The following is a 20,992-nucleotide window of genomic DNA, read 5'->3' on the forward strand; positions in this document are numbered from 1 at the left end:
CAATCTGCGCAGTTTTGCCGACCCCCATTTCCCAGCGGTCGGCCTGGAGCCTTTTTTCATGGACGAGATTCAACAGCGCTGGCTGTGCGCGTTGTCCGCACCAATGGCCGCGCTCAACACCGGCGCCGGGTATGACGACCCGGCGTTCTGCAACGATCGTTACATCAACCTCAAGGAAAGTTGGGGTATCGATGATCGCCGACAGTTGTTCGACATGCTCGGATGGATGACCGACGACGGCCATGCCAAGCACCTCAGCGGGGCCTATCTGGCCTGGCAGCGATGCCTGCCGAGTGAATGGCAGTCGTTGCTCAATGAACTGAACCCGCGCGAGCGCGTCCTGCATGAATTTGCCAGCCGTACCTTCGGCAGCTGTGGTCCCGGCGGCATTCTGTCCTGGGATTACGGCCGGATGGGCTTTCTGTTGCGCTGCGCCGTGCGTAATCAATGGATCGATCTGGCCGAGAGCAACTGGTTGCACAGTCGTCTGGCGTTGAGGGCGCAGTTTCATTACGGCAGCTGGATGGCTTATTTCAACGGCTTTCTGGTGGGACGAACTTTTTGGTGCTGCATGAGCAAAAGCGATGATGAACTGGCGGTCAAGATGAGTCGTGAGGGCACCAGCGCTTTCAACACCAGGATTGCCCGAGGCCTTGCGCAAAACATTCCACACTTTCTCGCCGATCTGCCTTGGCACATGGATATTGATCCGCCGTCTCGTCCGGCATCGCTTGGGGAGTTCGACTGGTCATGAGTTGCTGGATTCGACTGGGCATTGAACCGACTACTGACGAAACCCTGATTCGCAGCGCCTATCGCGCCCGTTTGCCGGCGCACCATCCGGAAACCGACCCGGAAGGTTTTCAGGCGCTGCGCATGGCCTACGAGAGTGCCCTGCGTCTGGCCCGTGAAGAGCAGCAGGAAGAGGCTGAAGACGAGATTGACGCTGCACAAGCCAATGTCGTTCGGGCGCCTCAAGCTTTCCTGGATTTCTGTGCGCTGCTGGATGATCCCGCGCGACGCTTCAATCACGCGGCGTGGCAGGCATTCGTCCGGACGCTGGATGACTTGTCACTGGAGGTTTTCGATGACCTCAACTGGGGCTTGTACCACCGACTGTCCGGCGCCGGTCCGTTGTCCTACCGTTGTGCGAATCTGTTGGCGCAACGCATGGCCTGGGACCAGCAATTGTTGGACCTGGCATTCGACGATGCGCAAGCGGTAGAAGGCTTTTTGCAGCGCATCAAGACGCCCGACCCGTTCGACACGGATCTGATGAGCGCCTGGTCAGAGCCGGCACAGACCGAGTCGCTGTGGTATGCCCGTAGCCTCGATTTCATCTTTACTCAGCGTCCGCTTCACGAGTTCGCCGAGTTCGCCAGTCGGCACACGTGCTTGCCGTTGCCCAACGATGCCGCGTACCTCAAGCGGTTGCTGGTGCAGTTCACCCAAGCGGGGATGGGCGCGCCGACGTTCCTGCAGTGCTGTGCCGAACAGCACGATGCCGCGCCGGATAACGTCGACTGGCTGTACCTGCTGGCGTGTCAGTACAGTCTGTTGGGGCACGACGATCAAGCGTTTCCATGCTGGATTCGGCTCTGGAGCGAACATCGCCATCCCGCGGCAGAGAGTCGCTTGCTGGAGCTGTGTGCCAAGCGTCAGCCGACCTTTCTGCCGTTGCTGATTCAGGCGTTCGATCGTCTGGAGGACTGCGCCGTTTGGCCGGACGAGCTGGGCGCTGAGTGCCAGGTGTATGGCAGTCCGTCACAGCGGCCCGAGACCTTGACGCGTTGGTTGGGTGTCGGACGGCTCAAGCTTGATGCACTGGCGCAAAGCTTTGTTGATTGGCGCATGGCGGGCGACGAGCTGCCATTGCTCGCGCAGTTGATCGGCGAAAACCACGACAGCCGTTTGCTGCGTCTGTACCGGCACGCCTGGGCGCTGCATCGTGGTGATTCGGCCTTGTTGCAGCAGATTGTCGACGAACCGCTGCCGGTGGATGCGCTGGAATGCCTGGTTTTGACCGGCCTCAAGTATCAGGCCAGGCAGCATCTGCTCTGGCTGGCCAAGGCGCCTGTTGCGCAGGCCATGAGCGCTTTCACTGACTCGCAAACACTTTCACCGCAATTGCCGCTCGCGTTGTCCGAAGGTGCGCTGCACAAGGTTTGTCGTCTGTGGTTGCAGCGCTTACGGCCCTATAGCGACACGGCGCTTGCACGCATTGCCGACGCGTTCGAGCTGAGTGCGGTCAAAGACGGCAATGACCTCTCGGAGCTTGATCTCATGCTCCAGTTGAGTCGGCGCGCGACAGGTTTGCCGCCGATCGGGTTGGGAACGGCGATCTGGGATTGGCACGCTCAAACCGTGTTTTTGCTGGCATTGCTGGAACAACCCGAGCGCTGGTTGCAATTGATTGATGCGCAGTGTCTGGAGCGTTTGCCGTTCAATCCTGCGCATCCTTTGAGCCGACTGCAGCCGCTATTGCGGCGCTTGCTGCGTGAGCAGGGCGATGGCGCCGGTTTGCTCGGCTGGCTGCAGGGTGACGATCCTGTGCACGGTTTGCTGGTGCAACAATTATTCAGCGTGGAGCAGGCCCTCGATAGCGCCAGGCTGCCCGCCAATGCCCTGCTTTACACCTGCGTCGAAAGTGACCGTGCGGCGTGCGGTGACGACCTCTTGGGCTTGTTGATGTTCTGGGGCGTGCTCTACCACGATCCAGGCCTGAGCGTCGAGCAACACCAGGCGTTGTTGCAGTCGATTGAAGCGGTCAGTTGCGAGGATGACTGGTTCGAAGGCTTTCGCGACGGTCTGATCAAGGGCGAACCGGTGTGGCCACCGCGCAAGGTGTTGACGGATTTCGGTGTCGACAAACTATTGGCCTATGAGGCGCTGGATGCGCTCAAGAGCTTGATTCGCTACGGCGCTGCCGGTGTGCCGAAAACGCGAGTATTGCGGCAACTGCAGCAGGGTAAGGATGACGTGCAGAACAGCGTCGGTTTGCGCTTGGCACTTTGCGCGTTGCTGTCGTGGTCGGAGCGGTTGCTGTTAGCCAACAGTGATGTCCAGCCAGTACCAGCGAAAGCTTTTTGGCGCCTCGGATCACGGCTGGGGCGCAAGGCTTTTATCGCTCAGGTCCTGGGATGCGTGGTGGTCACACCGATAGCCGGGCTGATAACGGGCACGACGATTGGCGGGATGGTCATCTTTTTGCTTGGCGTACTGCTGTTGTTCGCGGCAGTGCTACGGCGGTTGCACGATATGGGCCGGGGCATACCGACACTGCTGATATTTCTTGGATTGTCGCCGTTTCTGCCATTCCTGCCGCTGGTGCTCTTCGGTTTTCCAGGAGACAAACTGCCCAATCGCTACGGCGTGCCGCCGGACGGTGGGGCAGATATGTTGTCCGGCGGATTGCAGGCGGCTCTGCGGCGACTGAACGGCTAAAGACGCATCTGATCCAGCGCATCATTCAGCGCTGAGCGGTGGCTGGCGATTGCGCCGGGTTGCTGGCCGGCAAGCACGGTGTTGAAGGTATCCATCCACTCGGCAATGCGCGCGCGCTCGTCGCCCAGACTTTGCATCCATGCTCGCTCCAGACGTGCGAGCAGGGTGCGGTTGGGCAGGGCGTCGCGAGGGTGGACTTTGAGCGTCGCGAGCCGGGCATGGCTGTCTCTGCGCGCCTGTTCATCCAGTCCGGTCGGGCTGCGGTCGATGCTGTGGCCGTAACGTTCGCCGGTTTCCAGAAGCGTGACGTCTACTTCCAGCAGGCCGTTGATGTCATAACTGAAACGCACATCGAGGCTCTGCAGCTGCTCACTAGGGGTGAACTGGATGTCGAAAGAATCGATGAAAATATTGTCGCGTACCCACGGGCGTTCCCCTTGGTAAACGGCGATACGGATTTCAGTCTGTTGCGCAAACGTCGTCGAGTAACGCTGCACCCGTGACGTTGGAATCACCGTGTTGCGCTCGATGATCGGCGAGAACGCGCCACTGACGCCTTCGCCACGATTGGTCGAAATCCCCAGCGTATACGGACAGACATCCGTCAGAATCAATTCCTCGACCGCACCGTCCCGCGCCTTGCATGCCGCCTGCGTCGCCGCCCCCAGCGCCACGATAGTGTCTGGATCAAGATGCCGATAAGGCAGGCGTCCAAACAACGTGGCGACCATTTGCTGTACCGCCGGCATGCGCGTGGCGCCACCGACCAGCACCAGGCTGTCGAGGTCGCGCGGTTTCAGTCGGGCATCGCGCAGAGCCTGTTCGATTGGCGCGCGCAAGCGGGCCAGCAACGGCTCCCATATTTTCACTGCAGCGGCTTCATCCAGTTCCCATTCGAATGTCTGCTCGGCATGCCGCCAGCTCAACTGCTGCGCGCCTTCGCCGAGTTTGCATTTCAGCTGTTCGAGGGCATCACCGAGGCTGGCCATGGCTTGTGCATCGATCGTTGAGGGGGTGAGTTGCCAATTTTTCAGGCAGGCCTGCAATAGGGCTGCGGTGAAGTCTTCGCCGCCAAGAAAGTTGTCGCCAGTGGAGGCGTGCACTTCGATCAGCGGCAATGCGTATTCGAGCACGGTGACGTCGAACGTGCCGCCGCCGAGATCGAAAATCAGCGTGCGTTCGAACTTCTGTTCGTGCAGGCCGTACGCCATGGCGGCAGCGGTCGGTTCGTTGATCAGGCGCGTCACGGACAGCCCGGCCAGTTCGGCGGCGAACAAGGTACGCTTGCGCTGCTCGTCACTGAAATATGCCGGTACGGAAATGACCGCTTCTGTGACCGCCTGGCCGAGAAAGGCCTCCGCGTCCTGCTTGAGTGAGCCAAGTACCAGCGCCGACAACTCTTCCGGGCTGAACTGGCGAGAGCCGAGCTGGATTTGCCTGTCGCTGCCCATGAAACGCTTGAACGCGGCGGCAGTGCGTTCCGGGTGCGTGGTCAGGCGGGCGCGGGCGGCTTTGCCGACCAGAATCGTGTCGTCTTCATCAAGGCTGACCACCGACGGTGTCAGCACATCGCCGAGGGCGTTGCGGATCAGTTCGGCGCGGCCTTCACGCCAGACGGCGATCAGGCTGTTGGTGGTGCCAAGGTCGATGCCCAGCAGGGCCGGGCGGGGAAGGGATGCATCCTGCATGGTTGATCTCGAAGCGGCGCAAAAAACGCGACCCTACAGGCTGACGCAAACCGTGGCAATTGTTGCTCTGTTGCCAGTCTGTGCGACCGCCGATTCAGGGCAGCAGTTTTTTCAGATCCTCCAACCCCACCGGTCGGCTGTGCAGATAGCCCTGATACAAATGGCATTCCAGCCCCTGCAAAAACGCCAGCTGTGCTGGCGTCTCCACTCCTTCGGCAATCACTTCCAATTCCAAGCTGCGCGCCATCGCGACAATCGCGCGAATGATCTCGGCAACATTGGAGTCAGTGGTCGCATCGCGGATGAACGACTGGTCGATCTTCAGGGTGTCTACCGGCAGACGCTTCAAATAAGTCAGCGACGAATAACCGGTGCCGAAATCGTCCATGGCGAAGCTCACGCCGAGCTTTTTCAGACGACGCATTTTGCTGATGGTGTCTTCCAGATTCTGAATGACGATGCCTTCGGTGATTTCCAGTTTCAGCAGAGAGCAGGGCAGGCCGTGGCTGGTCATGCTGTGTTCGATGCGTTCGACGAAATCGTTCTGGCGGAACTGCCGGGGACTGATGTTCACGCACAGGCTGAAGTTGAGCGGGTCGACCAGTTTCAGTGCGATCAGTTGTTTGAAGGCGTTGCAGGCTTCATCGAGGATCCACGTGCCGACTTCGAGAATCAGGCCGCTGTCTTCCAGTACCTTGATGAACTCGGTGGGCGATTGCGCGCCGAGTTCGGGATGATTCCAGCGCACCAGGGCTTCGGCGCCAATGATGCGGTTGTCGCGGGCATCGACCTGTGGCTGAAAGTGCACGTTGAACTCGCCGCGCGACAGCGCCAGGCGCAGGTCGGTCTCCATGCGCAGGCGTTCGCTGGCCGCTTTCTGCATGGTGTTGTGATACATCTGCGTGGTGTTGCGCCCGGAATCCTTGGCCCGGTACAGGGCGATGTCGGCGCGTTTGAGCAGGTCGGTCGGGGTCGAGCCGTGATCGGGGATCAGCGCGACGCCAATGCTCGGCGTCACTTGCAGGCGCTGGCCATCGAGGAACATCGGCTCCGAGAGCAGTTCGCGAATGGTGTCAGCCAGCGCGCGCACTTGCTCGCTGACTTCACTGCGCGATCCTTCGAGGCCGCTGAGCAACACCACAAACTCATCGCCACCGAGGCGCGCCACGGTGTCTTCCATGCGCACACTGGCTTCGAGCCGCGCGGTGATGATTTTCAGCACGCTGTCGCCGACCGGGTGGCCGAGGGAATCGTTGATGTGCTTGAAGTGGTCGAGGTCGAGAAACAGCAAGGCGCCGCGCAGATTGTGGCGCTTGAGCAGGGCGATCTGCTGACTCAGGCGATCCATCAGCAGGGCGCGGTTGGGCAGGTTGGTCAGCGGGTCGTGATAGGCCAGGTGACGAATCTGCGCTTCGGCGTTCTTCAACAGGCTGACATCGCGCGCGGTCAGCAGCAGGCACGCGGTTTCATTGAGGGTGATCGGCTCGACCGAGACTTCCACCGTGAGCAATTCGCCGCGCTTGTTGCGCCCGAGCATTTCCTGATGATGCACGCGGCCCTTGATCTGTAACTCGGCGAGTAAGGTCGAGCGCTGTTTCTCTTCGGCCCAGATCCCCACCTGATAAACGGTTTTGCCCACTACTTCGTCGGCGCGGTAACCGGTGAGGCGACAGAAACCGTCGTTGACCTCCAGATAACGCCCGGTGTCGCGTTCGGTGATGGTGATCGCGTCTGGACTTGAGTGAAACGCCTTGGCGAACTTTTCTTCGCTAGCCTTCAGCGCTGCTTCCGAGCGTTGTTGCTGAGTAATGTCGCGCAGGGTGGTGACGATGCACGGCTGATCGCCGACGCTGATCTGCCGGCTGGAAATCACGCAGGTCAGCGACTGGCCGTCCTTGTGCTGGACGAGAATGGCCACGTTGCTCAGGCCTTGTTCGCGAATCACCCGTTCGATGCGTTGCAGGCTTTTCGCCGAGGCGTCCCACAGGCCGATTTCCTCGGCGGTGTGGCCAATCACATCGGCGGCACTCCAGCCAAAAGTCTGGCTGAAGCTCGAATTGATCTCGATGAACTCCCCGGTTTCCTGGCGCGTCACGCAGATCGGATCGGGGCTGACCTGAAACAGCGTGGCGAATTTCTCTTCCGAGGCTACCAGCCGCTGCTCGCGCTCGACCTGATCGGTGATGTCCAGCAACGTGCCGGCCATGCGCAGCGGCGCGCCGTTGTCGTCGCGATAGAGTCGCGCGCGGCTTTCCAGATAGCGCGAGCTGCCGTCGGGCAATTGCACGCGATAGGTCAGTTGATAATTGCCGGCGGGGCCTTCGCGCAGGCTGCGGTAGGCGTTGCGCATGCTGTCGCGTTCCTCGCCCGGCACGCCTTCGAAAAACTCCTCGAATGATTCATGGAATGGAATCGGCTCCAGCCCGTGCAATTGCGCAGCGCGCGCCGAGCCGTAAAGCATGCCGCTGGGGATGTGCCAGTCCCAGGTGCCGAGTTGCGCCGAGTCCAGCGCCAGGTCGAGGCGTTCCTGGCTGTCCTTCAAGGCCAGTTCGGCGGCTTTGCGTTCGGTGGTGTCGAGGAACGTGCTGAGCAGATAGGGCTGGCCTTCGAGCTCGACCTTCTGCGCGCTGAGGATGCCGTCGTGCACCTGGCCATTGCTGGCGCGAAACTGCACTTCCATGCTGATCAGCTCGCCCTTGGCTTTGGTTTTCTTCACCAGTTCGGCGCGTTGCTCGGGGTGCACCCACAAGCCCAGTTCCAGGGTGGTGCGGCCGATCGCGCTTTGCACCGGCCAGCCGAACAGGCTTTCGAAATACTGGTTGGCCTCGCTGATCAGACCGTCATCCTGACGGGTCAGCAGAACCATGTTCGGGCACAGGTGGAAAAGTGTCGCGAAACGTTTCTCCGAGCTGCTCAGGGCCTGCTCGCGCTGGCGTTGGTGGGTGATTTCGCGAATCACCCCGATCATTCGGGGCCGGCCGTTCTTGTCTGGCAGCAGGCTGCCGCTGATCTCCAGCCAGTGCAGGCTGCCGTCGGGCCAGCGAATGCGGTGATGCATCGCCTGCTCCAGAGGGGCGCCGGCGATCACCGCGTGGAAAGCACGCACGGTTTTCGCACGGTCTTCCGGCGGCAACAGGTCGAGGTATTCCAAATCGGCGGGTAATGGCTGCCGTGGATCGAAACCGAACAATGCTTGAGTGCCCCGCGACCAGCTGATTTGCCCGCGCTCGATGTCCCAATACCAGGCACCGAGCCGCGCGCCGTTGAGCGCGGCGAGCAATTGCGGCGCGCTTTCCCAGCTCTGCTCGGAATGGCGCGGATCGACAGCCTGGATTCGCGGCATTGGCGGAGTTCGGTCAACAGATTTCGGCATTGTCAGCGGGCCTTGAGCTGAGTGGCGTTAGGCACAGGAGCGGCTCTATAGGAGTAGCACAAGTCAGGCCGGGATCCCTGGCCGATCGATTTGTGCATCCAGCAGGGCCATGAAGGCGCGTGCTGCATTCGATAGCGTCCGTTCGGTGTGCAAGATATAGCCTAGCTGGCGAGTGAGCTGTATGCCCGGCAATGCGATGCTTGCCACTTGTTCGTCGAGCATCGTGCGCGGCAGCACGCTCCAGGCCAGGCCAATGGAGACCATCATCTTTATGGTTTCCAGATAGTTGGTGCTCATGGCGATGTTCGGCGTCAGGCCCTGAGCTTCGAACAAACGCTGGACGATGTGGTGGGTAAACGTGTTGCCGCCGGGGAAAACCGCCGGATGGCCGGCGATGTCCGCCAGACTGACGGCACCGTTGTTGATCAGCGAATGCTCCGGGGCGACGACGAAATCCAGCGGGTCGTCCCACACCGGCGTGGCTTTGACCAGGGTGTGCGGCTCTGGCGCGAGGGTGATGACCGCCAGTTCTGCGCGGCCGTGGAGAATTTCCTCGTAGGCCACTTCCGAATCAAGGAACTGAATATCCAGCGCAACCTGTGGGTAGCGGCGGGTGAACTCCCTTAATAGAGGCGGCAAGCGATGCAGACCGATGTGGTGACTGGTGGCCAGGGTCAGGCGGCCACTGACCTCGCCGGTCAGGTTGGTCAGGGCGCGGCGGGTGTCGTCGAGCACATTGAGAATCTGATAAGCCCTTGGCAGCAGGGCGCGACCCGCCTCGGTCAGACCGACTTCGCGACCCAGTCGATCAAACAGGCGTACCTTCAATTGCTGCTCAAGCCCGGCGATGCGCTTGCTGATCGCCGGTTGGGTCAGATGAAGGCGTTCGCCGGCGCCGGAGAAGCTGCCGGTCTCGGCGATGGCAATAAAAGCATTCAGGTTAGCCAGATCCATGTCGCATTCCAGTTGGTTATCCAAAGCATAAAAAATATGAATTTGAGTTATTTAATCTAACCCCATAGGATCGGCCTCACAAGCCAAAGGGTTATTGATAAGCCCAGGGCATAGAAACAAGCTGATGAGGAACCGTCTGATGGCCGGCAAAACGCTCTACGACAAGCTCTGGGATTCGCATTTGGTCAAGCAGCGCGACGATGGCTCGGCGCTGATCTACATCGATCGTCACATCATCCACGAAGTGACTTCGCCGCAAGCTTTCGAAGGCTTGCGTCTGGCCGGGCGCAAGCCTTGGCGCATCGATGCCAACATTGCGACCCCGGACCACAACGTACCGACCACTCCGGAGCGCAAGGGCGGCATCGAAGCCATTGCCGACCAGGTTTCGCGTTTGCAGGTGCAGACCCTCGACGACAACTGCGATGAATACGGCATCGTCGAATTCAAGATGAACGACGTCCGTCAGGGCATCGTTCACGTGATCAGCCCGGAGCAGGGCGCGACCTTGCCGGGCATGACCGTGGTCTGCGGTGACTCGCACACTTCGACCCACGGCGCATTCGGGGCATTGGCCCACGGTATCGGTACATCTGAGGTCGAGCACGTGCTCGCCACCCAGTGCCTGGTCGCAAAAAAAATGAAAAACATGCTGGTGCGCGTCGAAGGCCAATTGCCGTTCGGCGTGACCGCCAAGGACATTGTCCTTGCGGTGATCGGCAAGATCGGCACCGCCGGCGGTAACGGCCATGCCATCGAGTTTGCCGGCAGCGCGATCCGCGATCTGTCCGTCGAAGGCCGCATGACCATCTGCAACATGTCCATCGAAGCCGGCGCCCGCGTGGGCCTGGTGGCGGCAGATCAGAAGACCATCGACTACGTCAAAGGTCGTCCATTCGCGCCGAAGGGCGAGCAGTGGGACATGGCCGTCGAAGCCTGGAAAGATCTGGTCTCCGACGCCGATGCCAAATTCGACACCGTGGTCGAGCTCGACGCCGCGCAAATCAAGCCGCAAGTCAGCTGGGGCACTTCGCCTGAAATGGTCTTGGCCGTGGATCAGAATGTGCCGGATCCGGCCAAGGAAATGGATCTGGTCAAGCGTGACTCGATCGTTCGCGCCTTGAAATACATGGGTCTGACCGCCAATCAGGCGATCACCGACATTCAGCTTGATCGCGTATTCATCGGTTCCTGCACCAACTCGCGCATCGAAGACTTGCGCGCCGCTGCGGTCATCGCCAAGGGCCGCAAGGTCGCCTCGACCATCAAGCAGGCAATCGTCGTGCCGGGCTCGGGTCTGGTCAAAGCGCAGGCTGAAGCCGAAGGGCTGGACAAGATTTTCCTCGAGGCCGGTTTCGAATGGCGCGAGCCGGGTTGCTCGATGTGCCTGGCGATGAACCCGGACCGTTTGGAGTCCGGCGAGCATTGCGCCTCGACTTCCAACCGTAATTTCGAAGGCCGTCAGGGCGCCGGTGGCCGTACCCACTTGGTCAGCCCGGCCATGGCGGCGGCAGCAGCGGTGAACGGCCGTTTCATCGATGTTCGTGAATTGATCCAAGGAGCACAGTAAAGATGAAGGCATTTACTCAGCACACTGGTCTTGTCGCGCCTCTGGATCGTGCCAACGTCGACACCGATCAGATCATTCCCAAGCAGTTCTTGAAGTCGATCAAGCGCACCGGTTTCGGTCCGAACCTGTTCGACGAGTGGCGTTATCTGGATGTCGGCCAGCCGTACCAGGACAACTCCAAGCGCCCGTTGAACAAGGATTTCGTCCTCAACGCCGAGCGTTATCAGGGTGCTAGCGTATTGCTCGCCCGCGAGAACTTCGGCTGCGGCTCGAGCCGTGAACACGCGCCGTGGGCGCTGGAAGAGTACGGTTTCCGCAGCATCATCGCGCCGAGTTACGCCGACATCTTCTTCAACAACAGTTTCAAGAACGGCCTGCTGCCGATCATTCTCAGCGATGCAGAAGTTGATGAACTGTTTAAGCAGGTTGAAGCCGAGCCGGGTTATCAATTGCAGATCGACTTGCAAGCGCAGACCGTGACCCGCCCGGATGGCAAGGTGTACAGCTTCGAGATCGATGCGTTCCGCAAGCACTGCCTGCTCAACGGTCTGGACGATATCGGCCTGACCTTGCAGGACGGCGATGCGATCGCGACGTTCGAGGCCAAGCATCGAGTTAGCCAGCCGTGGTTGTTTCGCGACGCGTGATTCGAGATTGATGTAGTCAGGGCTGGCCCCTTCGCGAGCAGGCTCGCTCCCACCTTGGAATGCATTCCCCTGTGGGAGCGAGCCTGCTCGCGAAGACGGCAGCGCAAACAACATAGATACCAGGATGTGCCCATGACCAGCACCGCCCAACACACTCAGGTCGTACAAAAGCAATTCGGTGAACAGGCCGCCGCTTACCTGAGCAGCGCGGTTCACGCTCAAGGCACCGAATTCGCATTGCTACAGGCTGAGCTGGCCGGGCAGGGCGAGGCTCGTTTGCTGGACTTGGGTTGCGGCGCAGGCCATGTCAGTTTCCATGTCGCTCCATTGGTCAAGGAGGTGGTGGCTTACGACTTGTCGCAGCAAATGCTTGATGTGGTTGCCGGCGCTGCCGTCGATCGCGGCTTGAGCAATATCATTACCGTCAACGGTGCTGCCGAGCGCTTGCCGTTCGCCGATGGCGAGTTCGATTTTGTGTTCAGCCGCTATTCGGCGCATCACTGGAGCGACCTCGGTCTGGCCTTGCGCGAGGTGCGCCGGGTGCTGAAGCCGGGCGGGGTGGCAGCGTTTGTTGATGTGTTGTCACCGGGCAGTGCGTTGTTCGACACTTACCTGCAAAGCGTTGAAGTGCTGCGCGACACCAGCCATGTCCGCGACTACTCCGCCGCCGAGTGGCTGCGCCAGGTCAGCGAGGCCGGTCTGCATGTGCGCAGTACTACCCGCCAGCGCCTGCGTCTGGAGTACAGCAGTTGGGTCGAGCGCATGCGCACACCTGACGTGATGCGCGCGGCGATCCGCCAGTTGCAGCAGTCGATGGGCAACGAAGTGCGTGAGTATTTTGAGATAGATGCCGACGGCTCGTTCAGTACCGATGTGATCGTGCTGATGGCCGAGCGATAGGAATTTTTCCCGGCGCGCCGTTCACTGGCGCACCGCTTGAAGACACGAGGAAAGCATGAGCAAGCAAATTCTGATTCTCCCGGGTGACGGTATTGGTCCGGAAATCATGGCCGAAGCGGTCAAGGTGCTGGAATTGGCCAATGACAAGTACAGCCTGGGCTTCGAGCTGAGCCACGACGTGATTGGCGGCGCGGCCATCGACAAGCATGGCGTGCCGCTGGCCGACGAAACCCTCGATCGCGCCCGCGCCGCCGACGCCGTGCTGCTGGGCGCGGTCGGTGGCCCGAAATGGGACACCATCGAGCGTGACATTCGCCCTGAGCGCGGTCTGCTGAAAATCCGCGCGCAACTGGGCCTGTTCGGCAACCTGCGCCCGGCGATCCTCTATCCGCAACTGGCCGACGCGTCGAGCCTGAAACCGGAAATCGTTGCCGGCCTGGACATCCTCATTGTCCGTGAGCTGACCGGCGGCATTTACTTCGGCGCGCCGCGTGGCACCCGTACGCTGGACAACGGCGAGCGTCAGTCCTACGACACGCTGCCGTACAGCGAAAGCGAAATCCGCCGCATCGCCCGTGTCGGTTTCGACATGGCCATGGTTCGTGGCAAGAAGCTCTGCTCGGTGGACAAGGCCAACGTCCTGGCATCCAGCCAGTTGTGGCGCGAAGTGGTCGAGCAAGTGGCCAAGGATTACCCGGAAGTCGAACTGAGCCACATGTACGTCGATAACGCCGCCATGCAGTTGGTGCGCGCACCCAAGCAGTTCGACGTGATCGTCACCGACAACATGTTCGGCGACATCCTCTCCGACGAAGCGTCGATGCTCACCGGCTCGATCGGCATGCTCCCTTCGGCCTCCCTGGACTCCAATAACAAGGGCATGTACGAGCCGTGCCATGGTTCGGCGCCGGACATTGCTGGCAAAGGCATTGCCAACCCGCTGGCGACGATCCTGTCGGTATCGATGATGCTGCGTTACAGCTTCAATCTGCACGACGCTGCCGATGCCATCGAAAAAGCCGTCAGTGTCGTGCTCGATCAGGGCTTGCGCACTGGCGACATCCACTCGGCCGGTTGTACCAAAGTCGGTACGCAGGAAATGGGCGACGCAGTAGTCGCCGCGCTGCGGAATCTGTAATCTCTCGGGCCCGCTGCGAAATTCAATACAAAGCAGCGGCCCACTTTTCAAGAAGGTGTAGTTGCGATGAAACGTGTAGGTCTGATCGGTTGGCGCGGGATGGTCGGTTCCGTGCTCATGCAGCGGATGCTGGAAGAGCAGGATTTCGATCTTATCGAGCCGGTGTTTTTCACCACGTCCAATGTCGGTGGCCAAGGCCCGTCCGTGGGCAAGGACATTGCTCCGCTCAAGGACGCTTACAGCATTGACGAGCTGAAGACCCTCGACGTGATCCTGACCTGCCAGGGCGGCGACTACACCAGCGAAGTATTTCCCAAGCTGCGCGAAGCCGGCTGGCAGGGTTACTGGATCGACGCGGCGTCGAGCCTGCGCATGAACGATGACGCGGTGATCATTCTCGATCCGGTCAACCGCAAGGTCATCGACCAGCAACTGGACGCGGGCACCAAGAACTACATTGGCGGCAACTGCACCGTCAGCCTGATGCTGATGGGTCTGGGCGGTCTGTTCGAGGCCGGTCTGGTCGAGTGGATGAGCGCCATGACCTATCAGGCGGCCTCCGGTGCCGGCGCGCAGAACATGCGTGAACTGATCAAGCAGATGGGCGCGACCCACGCCGCTGTCGCCGATCAACTGGCCGATCCGGCCAGCGCGATCCTCGACATCGACCGTCGCGTGGCCGAAGCCATGCGCAGCGACGCGTACCCGACCGAAAACTTCGGCGTACCGCTGGCCGGCAGCCTGATCCCGTGGATCGACAAGGAACTGCCGAACGGCCAGAGCCGCGAAGAGTGGAAGGCCCAGGCCGAGACCAACAAGATCCTCGGTCGCTTCAAGAGCCCGATCCCGGTCGACGGCATCTGCGTGCGCATCGGCGCCATGCGCTGCCACAGCCAGGCGCTGACCATCAAGCTGAACAAGGACGTACCGATCGCTGATATCGAAGGGCTGATCAGCCAGCACAACCCTTGGGTCAAGCTGGTACCGAACAACCGCGAGATCAGCATGCAGGAGCTGAGCCCGACCAAGGTCACCGGCACCCTGAATGTACCGGTCGGTCGTCTGCGCAAGCTGAACATGGGTTCGCAATTCGTCGGCGCCTTCACCGTCGGCGACCAGCTGCTGTGGGGTGCGGCCGAACCGCTGCGCCGCATGCTGCGAATCCTGCTCGAGCGTTGATCGCTTGAAGCCATGAAGAAGCCCGTGCCTTGAAAGAGGTGCGGGTTTTTTTATGCCAAGGATTTCTCCGGTGTCTGTACTGCCGTTTTCGCGAGCAGGCTCGCTCCCACATTGAAATGCGGTCCCTGTGGGAGCGAGCCTGCTCGCGAAAGGGCCGGCACAGCCGCCGCAAATCCCGCAGAAATTGCCTGCGCGCCACCCACCCGGTAAAGTGCCGCTCCCCCCGTTTTGCCAGAGGTAGCTCCATGACCCAGACTTTCGATATCGCCGTTATCGGCGCCACCGGTACTGTCGGCGAAACCCTCGTACAGATTCTCGAAGAACGCGACTTCCCGGTCGGCAACCTGCACCTGCTGGCCAGCAGTGAATCGGCCGGCAGCTCGGTGCTGTTCCGCAACAAAAACGTCCGCGTGCGCGAGGTCGACGAGTTCGATTTCAGCAAGGTCAGACTGGTGTTCTTCGCCGCCGGCGCTGCGGTGTCGCTGAGCTACGCCGCTCGCGCCCATGCTGCCGGTTGCTCGTTGATCGACTTGTCCGGCGCCTTGTCCACCGATCAGGCGCCACAGGTGGTGCCGGAGGCCAATGCCGATATTCTCGCCAGTCTGAAAAGCCCATTCCAGGTCAGCAGCCCAAGCCCGTCTGCTACGACGCTTGCAGTGGTGCTGGCGCCGCTGCTCGATCTGCTCGATCTGCAATACGTCAACGTCACCGCCAATCTGGCCGTTTCGGCGCAAGGCCGCGAGGCGGTCACCGAGCTCGCGCGGCAGACCGCCGAGCTGCTGAACATGCGTCCGCTGGAACCGACGTTCTTCGACCGGCAGATGGCCTTCAACCTGCTGGCACAAGTCGGTACGCCTGATGCGCAGGGCCACACGCTGCTGGAAAAACGATTGGTTCGAGAGCTGCGCCAGGTTCTGGCAAAACCTTTATTGAAGATTTCTGCCACTTGCGTTCAAGCCCCGGTGTTTTTTGGCGATAGCTTTAGCGTGACCTTGCAGTCAGGCAGCGCTGTTGACCTGGAAAAGGTCAACGCAGCGCTTGAGGCTGCACCGGGCATCGAGCTGGTCGAGGCCGGTGATTATCCGACCGCGGTCGGCGATGCGGTGGGGCAGGACGTGGTCTACGTAGGCCGCGTGCGGACGGGCGTCGACGACCCGGCGGAACTAAATCTTTGGCTGACGTCAGATAACGTACGCAAAGGCGCGGCGCTCAACGCCGTGCAACTGGCTGAGTTGTTGATAAAAGACCTGCTGTAAAAGATACTTGGCAACAATTTGTCGACTGATTCTAGGTGAGCGCTATGCTTGCCCGAAGCGCGTCGATGACGAGTCACCCTCCGGGACTTTCCGGGGCAGCACCGAAATGATCGCGCGCGGCGACCCCCGTCGTCGCGCGCAATGCCTTACGGCAGCGGTATTCAAAAGCTTCTCGCTGGCCGAGGAACGTTCAAACAAAGGATGAGGCTATGGTTCAAGTTCGCAAACTGGTGTTAGCAATAGCGGCCGCCTCGGCGCTGTCCTCCGGTATGGCGCATGCCCTCGGGCTCGGGGAGCTGACCCTGAAGTCGACCCTGAACCAGCCGTTGGTGGCTGAAATCGAGCTGCTCGACGTCAAGGATCTCACCGCTGCCGAAGTGGTGCCGAGCCTGGCTTCCCCTGAAGATTTCGCCAAGGCCGGCGTCGACCGTCAGGCTTTTCTCAATGACCTGACGTTCACCCCGGTACTCAACGCCAACGGCAAAAGCGTGTTGCGCGTGACCTCGAGCCAACCGCTGTCGGAACCGATGGTGAAGTTCCTTGTGCAGGTGATGTGGCCCAATGGCCGCTTGTTGCGTGATTACAGCGTGCTGCTCGATCCGTCGAAATTCTCGCCGCAGACCGCAGACGCCGCCGCGCAACCGGCGCCGTCGCAGACCATCACCGCGCCAACCACTGGCGCCACCCATCGCAATCAATACACCACCACGCCGCGCGACACCCTGTGGGAAATCGCCGCGAAGGCGCGCAACGGTGGCTCGGTGCAGCAGACCATGCTGGCGATTCAGGCGCTCAATCCGAATGCCTTTATCGACGGCAACATCAACCGTCTGAAAACCGGCCAGGTGCTGCGTCTGCCGGATCCGGTACAAAGCACGGCGCTGCCGCAGTCGGCAGCCATCGCTGAAGTGGCGGCGCAGAACGAAGCCTGGCGTCAGGGCCGTCGTTATGTGGGCAAGCCTGGCACCGGTCAGCAGCAGCTGGATGCGACCAATCGTGGCCGTGGCAATACCGGTGCAGCGGCCAACACCCAGGACAATCTGAGCTTGGTCTCGGCGGAAAGCGCCAAGCCCGGTGCGAAAGGCCCGGCCGGCGACGCCAAGGCGCTGAGCAACAAACTGGCAATTACTCAGGAAAACCTCGACACGACCCGTCGTGACAACGAGGAACTGAAAAGCCGCATGGCTGATCTGCAGAGCCAGCTGGACAAGCTGCAAAAGCTGATCGAGCTGAAGAACAATCAACTGGCGAAGATGCAGGCCGACGGCGCCGGCGCCGGCGCTGCGCCTGGCGCCACTGCTGCTGTGCCGCCGGTGCCGGCGATCACTGCCGAACTGGCCGCAACACCGCCAGCCACCCCGGCCGACGCCGCAGCGGCTTCACCGACTCCAGAGTCGGCCATCGCGCCGCCAGCGGAAACCCCGGTTGAGCCGGTCGTCGAGCCGGTGGTCGAAACCACGCCTGCTGCCGCCGATGACGACAAAGCCTTCGATGAACTGCTGACCAATCCGATCCTGCTCGGCCTGATCGGCGGCGGTGCGGTGGTTCTGCTGCTTCTGCTGTTGCTGCTGGCGCGCCGTCGCAAAGCCCAGCAGGAAGCCGAAAAGCACCTGCGCATGGCCCGCGCTCTGGCTGAAGAGCAAGAGTTCTCCGCTGAGCAGGATCTGCCGGAAAGCAGCTTCTCCGGCCTGGAAACCCCGGCAGCCAGCGTCAAGCTCAACACGCCAGCTCCGGCACCTGCGCCAGCCCCTGCACCGGTCGTCACTCCGGTGGTGATGGCTGCGCCGATTGCCGCACCACTGGTGGCCCCGGCCGGCGAACGCTCTGATGATGTGCTCGACAAAGCGCAATCGCACATCAATGCCGGCCGCCTTAATCAGGCCGCTGCGCTGCTGGAAGAGGGCGTCAGCCTTGAGCCGGAACGCAGCGATCTGCGCCTGAAGCTGATGGAAGTCTACGGTCAGCAGGGCGACCGCGATGCGTTCGTTGCGCAAGAGCGTCAACTGGTGGCCAATGGCGATAACTTCGCCAAGGTCGAAGCGCTGAAAAGCCGCTTCCCAGCCATGGCTGTCGTCGCTGCCGGTGGGCTGGCAGCTGCCGCCGTCGCTGCCGAACTGGACGCGCAGTACGTCAAGGAATTGCTGCAAGACGAGCCGCAAGCGCCCGAGGCTGCCGCTGACGATCTCGACACCGCGTTCGATTTGAGCCTGGACGACCTCGACAACATCACCCCGGTCGATCCTGCGCCAGCGGTCGAGCCAGAAGCGCCTGTCGAGCTCGACGCATTTCCGGCCGAAGACGATCTGAGCTTCGCTTCGGTGCTGCAAGAGCAGACCGAGATGAAAGACAATCTCGACGATCTGTCGGACTTCGATCTGGACATGGATCTGGGCGCCGAACCATCGCCGGCCACGTTGGCTGAAGATGACTTCCTGCTGGATCTGGACGACGGCGTGAAGGACTTGCCACCGGTCGAGACGCCGGTAGTTGCTGACGTGCCGCAGGACGACCTGGAGCTGCCAGCCGATTTCGACCTGTCGCTGGCCGACGAAATGGACACCAACCCAGCCGCCGAGCCGGATGCTTTCGCGGCCGAGCTCGACGACGTCAATGCCGAGCTGGATCGCCTGTCGCAAAGCATGGCCGAGCCGAGCTTCACCGAAGCGGACGCTGCGTTGGGCGATGATCTGGGCGAAGACGATTTCGACTTTCTCGCCGGCACCGACGAAGCAGCGACCAAACTCGATCTGGCCCAGGCTTACATCGACATGGGCGACGCTGACGGTGCGCGTGACATCCTCAACGAAGTGTTGACCGAGGGTGACGAGAAGCAGCGGGGCGAGGCCAAGGAAATGCTTTCCAACCTGGCGTAAGTTCAGCGGTAAACAACAAGCGGCAGCCCGGTGGGGCTGCCGTTTTTGTTTGTGCCGGATTCGGCGGTGTTTGATCGATTGCTTTCGCGAGCAGGCTCGCTCCCACAGGGGGGCGCATTGCAAATGTGGGAGCGAGCCTGCTCGCGAAGGGGGCGGTACTGCCGATAGAGAACTCTGGCATCCCCAGCCCACCGCCTTATAATGCCCGCCTTTGCAAATCAGCAGGCTGTCCCACCTTGGCAAACATAGATAACCCGGTCGCCGAAATGGCGCCCGACGGCTTTTACCGCGTCGCGCTGGGCGTTGAGTACAAAGGCTCGCGCTACAGCGGCTGGCAACGGCAGCTGACCGGAGTGGCGACTGTGCAGGAAGAGCTTGAAAAAGCCCTGTCGAAAGTCGCCAATTCGCCGGTTTCCCTGCAATGCGCCGGGCGTACCGATGCCGGCGTGCATGCCTGCGGCCAAGTGGTGCACTTTGACACCCAGGTTGATCGCTCGCTGAAAGCCTGGGTCATGGGCGCCAACATCAATCTGCCCCACGACATCAGCGTCAGTTGGGCCAGGGTCATGCCGGCACATTTTCATGCTCGGTTCAAAGCCATTGCCCGGCGTTATCGCTATGTGATCTACAACGATCAGATCCGCCCGGCGCACCTCAATGAAGAAATCACCTGGAATCACCGTCCGCTCGACGCCGAGCGTATGGCCGAGGCCGCGCAGTACCTGATTGGTACCCACGATTTCAGCGCGTTCCGGGCCGGTCAGTGCCAGGCAAAGTCGCCGATCAAGAAGATGCATCACCTGCGCGTGACCCGTCACGGCAAGATGATCGTGCTCGACATTCGGGCCAATGCCTTCCTGCATCACATGGTGCGCAATATCGCTGGTGTGCTGATGACCATCGGTGCCGGTGAGCGTCCGGTGGAGTGGATGAAGGAAGTGCTGGAAAGTCGCGAGCGTCGCTCCGGCGGGGTCACGGCGCATCCCTACGGGTTGTATCTGGTGCAGGTCGAGTACCACGACGAATTTCCGTTGCCCGAGCGCTTTATCGGGCCACATTTCCTTACGGGTTTCTCCGAACTTGACGGCTGACGCCCTCGGACGCTTTTGTTACCATCCGGGACGTTTTCGGATTTTGCCTTGAGGTTTTCCTGACATGTCAGCTGTTCGCAGCAAGATCTGCGGCATTACCCGCATCGAAGATGCGCTGGCCGCCGTCGAAGCCGGTGCCGATGCGATCGGTCTGGTGTTTTACGCCAAGAGTCCGCGAGCGGTGAACGTGCAGCAGGCGCGGGCGATCATCAAGGCGCTGCCGCCGTTCGTTACCACCGTGGGGCTGTTCGTCAATGCCAGCCGTTGCGAGCTCGGAGAAATCCTCGATGCGGTGCCGCTGGATCTGCTGCAGTTCCATGGCGACGAAAGTGCGGAGGAGTGTGAAGGCTGGCATCGTCCGTACATCAAAGCGCTGCGGGTCAAGGCCGGCGATGATATTGCCGCTGCTTGCGATGCCTTTCCCGGCGCCAGTGGCGTACTGCTCGACACCTATGTCGAAGGGGTGCCTGGCGGAACCGGCGAGGCGTTTGACTGGTCACTGATTCCGCAACACTTGAGCAAGCCGCTGATTCTGGCCGGCGGCCTGACGCCGGAGAACGTTGCCGACGCGGTAGCGCGGGTCAAGCCCTACGCGGTGGATGTCAGCGGCGGGGTAGAAGCGAGCAAAGGCATCAAGGATCACCACAAGATTCGCGCATTCATCAACGCGGTGCGCGGCAATACATCGTCGATGTGACGGCTGGCAGTCTGCCGCCGTCCATCAATGCACTTGCACAAAGCAGGCGCGGCTGAGGGTTGCTGAATCGTCGCAGGTCATGTTCCGCGCTGACCGCCACTGTTCGGCAACCATCGCCACACACATGAATTTAGCTCAAGGGCATACGCGGGGCTGCGAACCAGAGCGTTCGGGCCGCCGGT

14 protein-coding genes are annotated in these 20,992 nt (G+C 61.1%); 11 read left to right on the forward strand and 3 right to left on the reverse strand.

From position 1 onward, the window contains the following. The first annotated feature begins 58 nt into the window (after positions 1–58). Both J2Y39_RS04670 and J2Y39_RS04675 read left to right on the forward strand, forming a co-directional pair. Entirely contained in the window at positions 59–754 is a 696-nt protein-coding gene (locus J2Y39_RS04670; protein WP_310215414.1) for a DUF1266 domain-containing protein, read from the forward strand. Beyond that, a complete protein-coding gene (locus J2Y39_RS04675) occupies positions 751–3,444 on the forward strand; it encodes a DUF805 domain-containing protein (protein WP_310215416.1) in 2,694 nt (897 codons plus the stop codon). The genes J2Y39_RS04670 and J2Y39_RS04675 overlap by 4 nt, the downstream gene beginning before the upstream one ends. Here J2Y39_RS04675 and J2Y39_RS04680 read toward each other — a convergent pair. The 3 genes from J2Y39_RS04680 to J2Y39_RS04690 all read right to left on the reverse strand — a co-directional run bounded on the left by J2Y39_RS04680 (position 3,441) and on the right by J2Y39_RS04690 (position 9,459). After that, positions 3,441–5,132 carry a molecular chaperone HscC gene (locus tag J2Y39_RS04680; protein WP_310215419.1) on the reverse strand — a complete coding sequence of 564 codons (1,692 nt, stop codon included), beginning with the start codon at positions 5,130–5,132 and terminating at the stop codon, positions 3,441–3,443. The genes J2Y39_RS04675 and J2Y39_RS04680 overlap by 4 nt on opposite strands. 94 nt (positions 5,133–5,226) lie before the next feature. Beyond that, complete coding sequence (locus J2Y39_RS04685) at positions 5,227–8,505, reverse strand: PAS domain S-box protein (protein ID WP_310215422.1); 3,279 nt, start codon at positions 8,503–8,505, stop codon at positions 5,227–5,229. A 63-nt stretch (positions 8,506–8,568) separates the two neighbouring features. Then, positions 8,569–9,459: a LysR family transcriptional regulator gene (locus tag J2Y39_RS04690; RefSeq protein WP_024012384.1), complete on the reverse strand. Its 891-nt coding sequence runs from the start codon at positions 9,457–9,459 to the stop codon at positions 8,569–8,571. 139 nt (positions 9,460–9,598) lie between these two features. Between J2Y39_RS04690 and leuC the strand changes: the two genes are divergently transcribed. The 9 genes from leuC to J2Y39_RS04735 all read left to right on the forward strand — a co-directional run bounded on the left by leuC (position 9,599) and on the right by J2Y39_RS04735 (position 20,810). Beyond that, positions 9,599–11,029 (forward strand): 3-isopropylmalate dehydratase large subunit, encoded by a 1,431-nt coding sequence (gene leuC / locus J2Y39_RS04695; protein ID WP_041478531.1) that lies wholly within the window; start codon positions 9,599–9,601, stop codon positions 11,027–11,029. A 2-nt stretch (positions 11,030–11,031) separates the two neighbouring features. Further along, a complete protein-coding gene (gene leuD, locus J2Y39_RS04700) occupies positions 11,032–11,676 on the forward strand; it encodes a 3-isopropylmalate dehydratase small subunit (protein WP_024012386.1) in 645 nt (214 codons plus the stop codon). A gap of 132 nt (positions 11,677–11,808) precedes the next feature. Further along, positions 11,809–12,576, forward strand: coding sequence for a class I SAM-dependent methyltransferase (locus J2Y39_RS04705; RefSeq protein WP_095179493.1), 768 nt, complete (start codon positions 11,809–11,811; stop codon positions 12,574–12,576). Between the two features lie 55 nt (positions 12,577–12,631). Further along, entirely contained in the window at positions 12,632–13,714 is a 1,083-nt protein-coding gene (gene leuB / locus J2Y39_RS04710) for a 3-isopropylmalate dehydrogenase (RefSeq protein ID WP_016773933.1), read from the forward strand. A 66-nt stretch (positions 13,715–13,780) separates the two neighbouring features. Next, positions 13,781–14,893 (forward strand): aspartate-semialdehyde dehydrogenase, encoded by a 1,113-nt coding sequence (asd, locus tag J2Y39_RS04715; protein ID WP_016773934.1) that lies wholly within the window; start codon positions 13,781–13,783, stop codon positions 14,891–14,893. 245 nt (positions 14,894–15,138) lie between these two features. Next, on the forward strand, positions 15,139–16,149 hold the full coding sequence (locus J2Y39_RS04720) for an aspartate-semialdehyde dehydrogenase (RefSeq protein ID WP_041478533.1): 1,011 nt from the start codon (positions 15,139–15,141) through the stop codon (positions 16,147–16,149). A gap of 209 nt (positions 16,150–16,358) precedes the next feature. Beyond that, a complete protein-coding gene (locus J2Y39_RS04725; protein WP_310215429.1) occupies positions 16,359–19,022 on the forward strand; it encodes a FimV/HubP family polar landmark protein in 2,664 nt (887 codons plus the stop codon). 266 nt (positions 19,023–19,288) lie between these two features. Further along, complete coding sequence (gene truA / locus J2Y39_RS04730) at positions 19,289–20,113, forward strand: tRNA pseudouridine(38-40) synthase TruA (protein WP_016773937.1); 825 nt, start codon at positions 19,289–19,291, stop codon at positions 20,111–20,113. A 64-nt stretch (positions 20,114–20,177) separates the two neighbouring features. Further along, positions 20,178–20,810 carry a phosphoribosylanthranilate isomerase gene (locus J2Y39_RS04735; RefSeq protein WP_056784388.1) on the forward strand — a complete coding sequence of 211 codons (633 nt, stop codon included), beginning with the start codon at positions 20,178–20,180 and terminating at the stop codon, positions 20,808–20,810. Positions 20,811–20,992: the final 182 nt, after the last annotated feature.

Source organism: Pseudomonas sp. 2957 (genome assembly GCF_031456345.1).
Lineage (GTDB): Bacteria > Pseudomonadota > Gammaproteobacteria > Pseudomonadales > Pseudomonadaceae > Aquipseudomonas > Aquipseudomonas siliginis.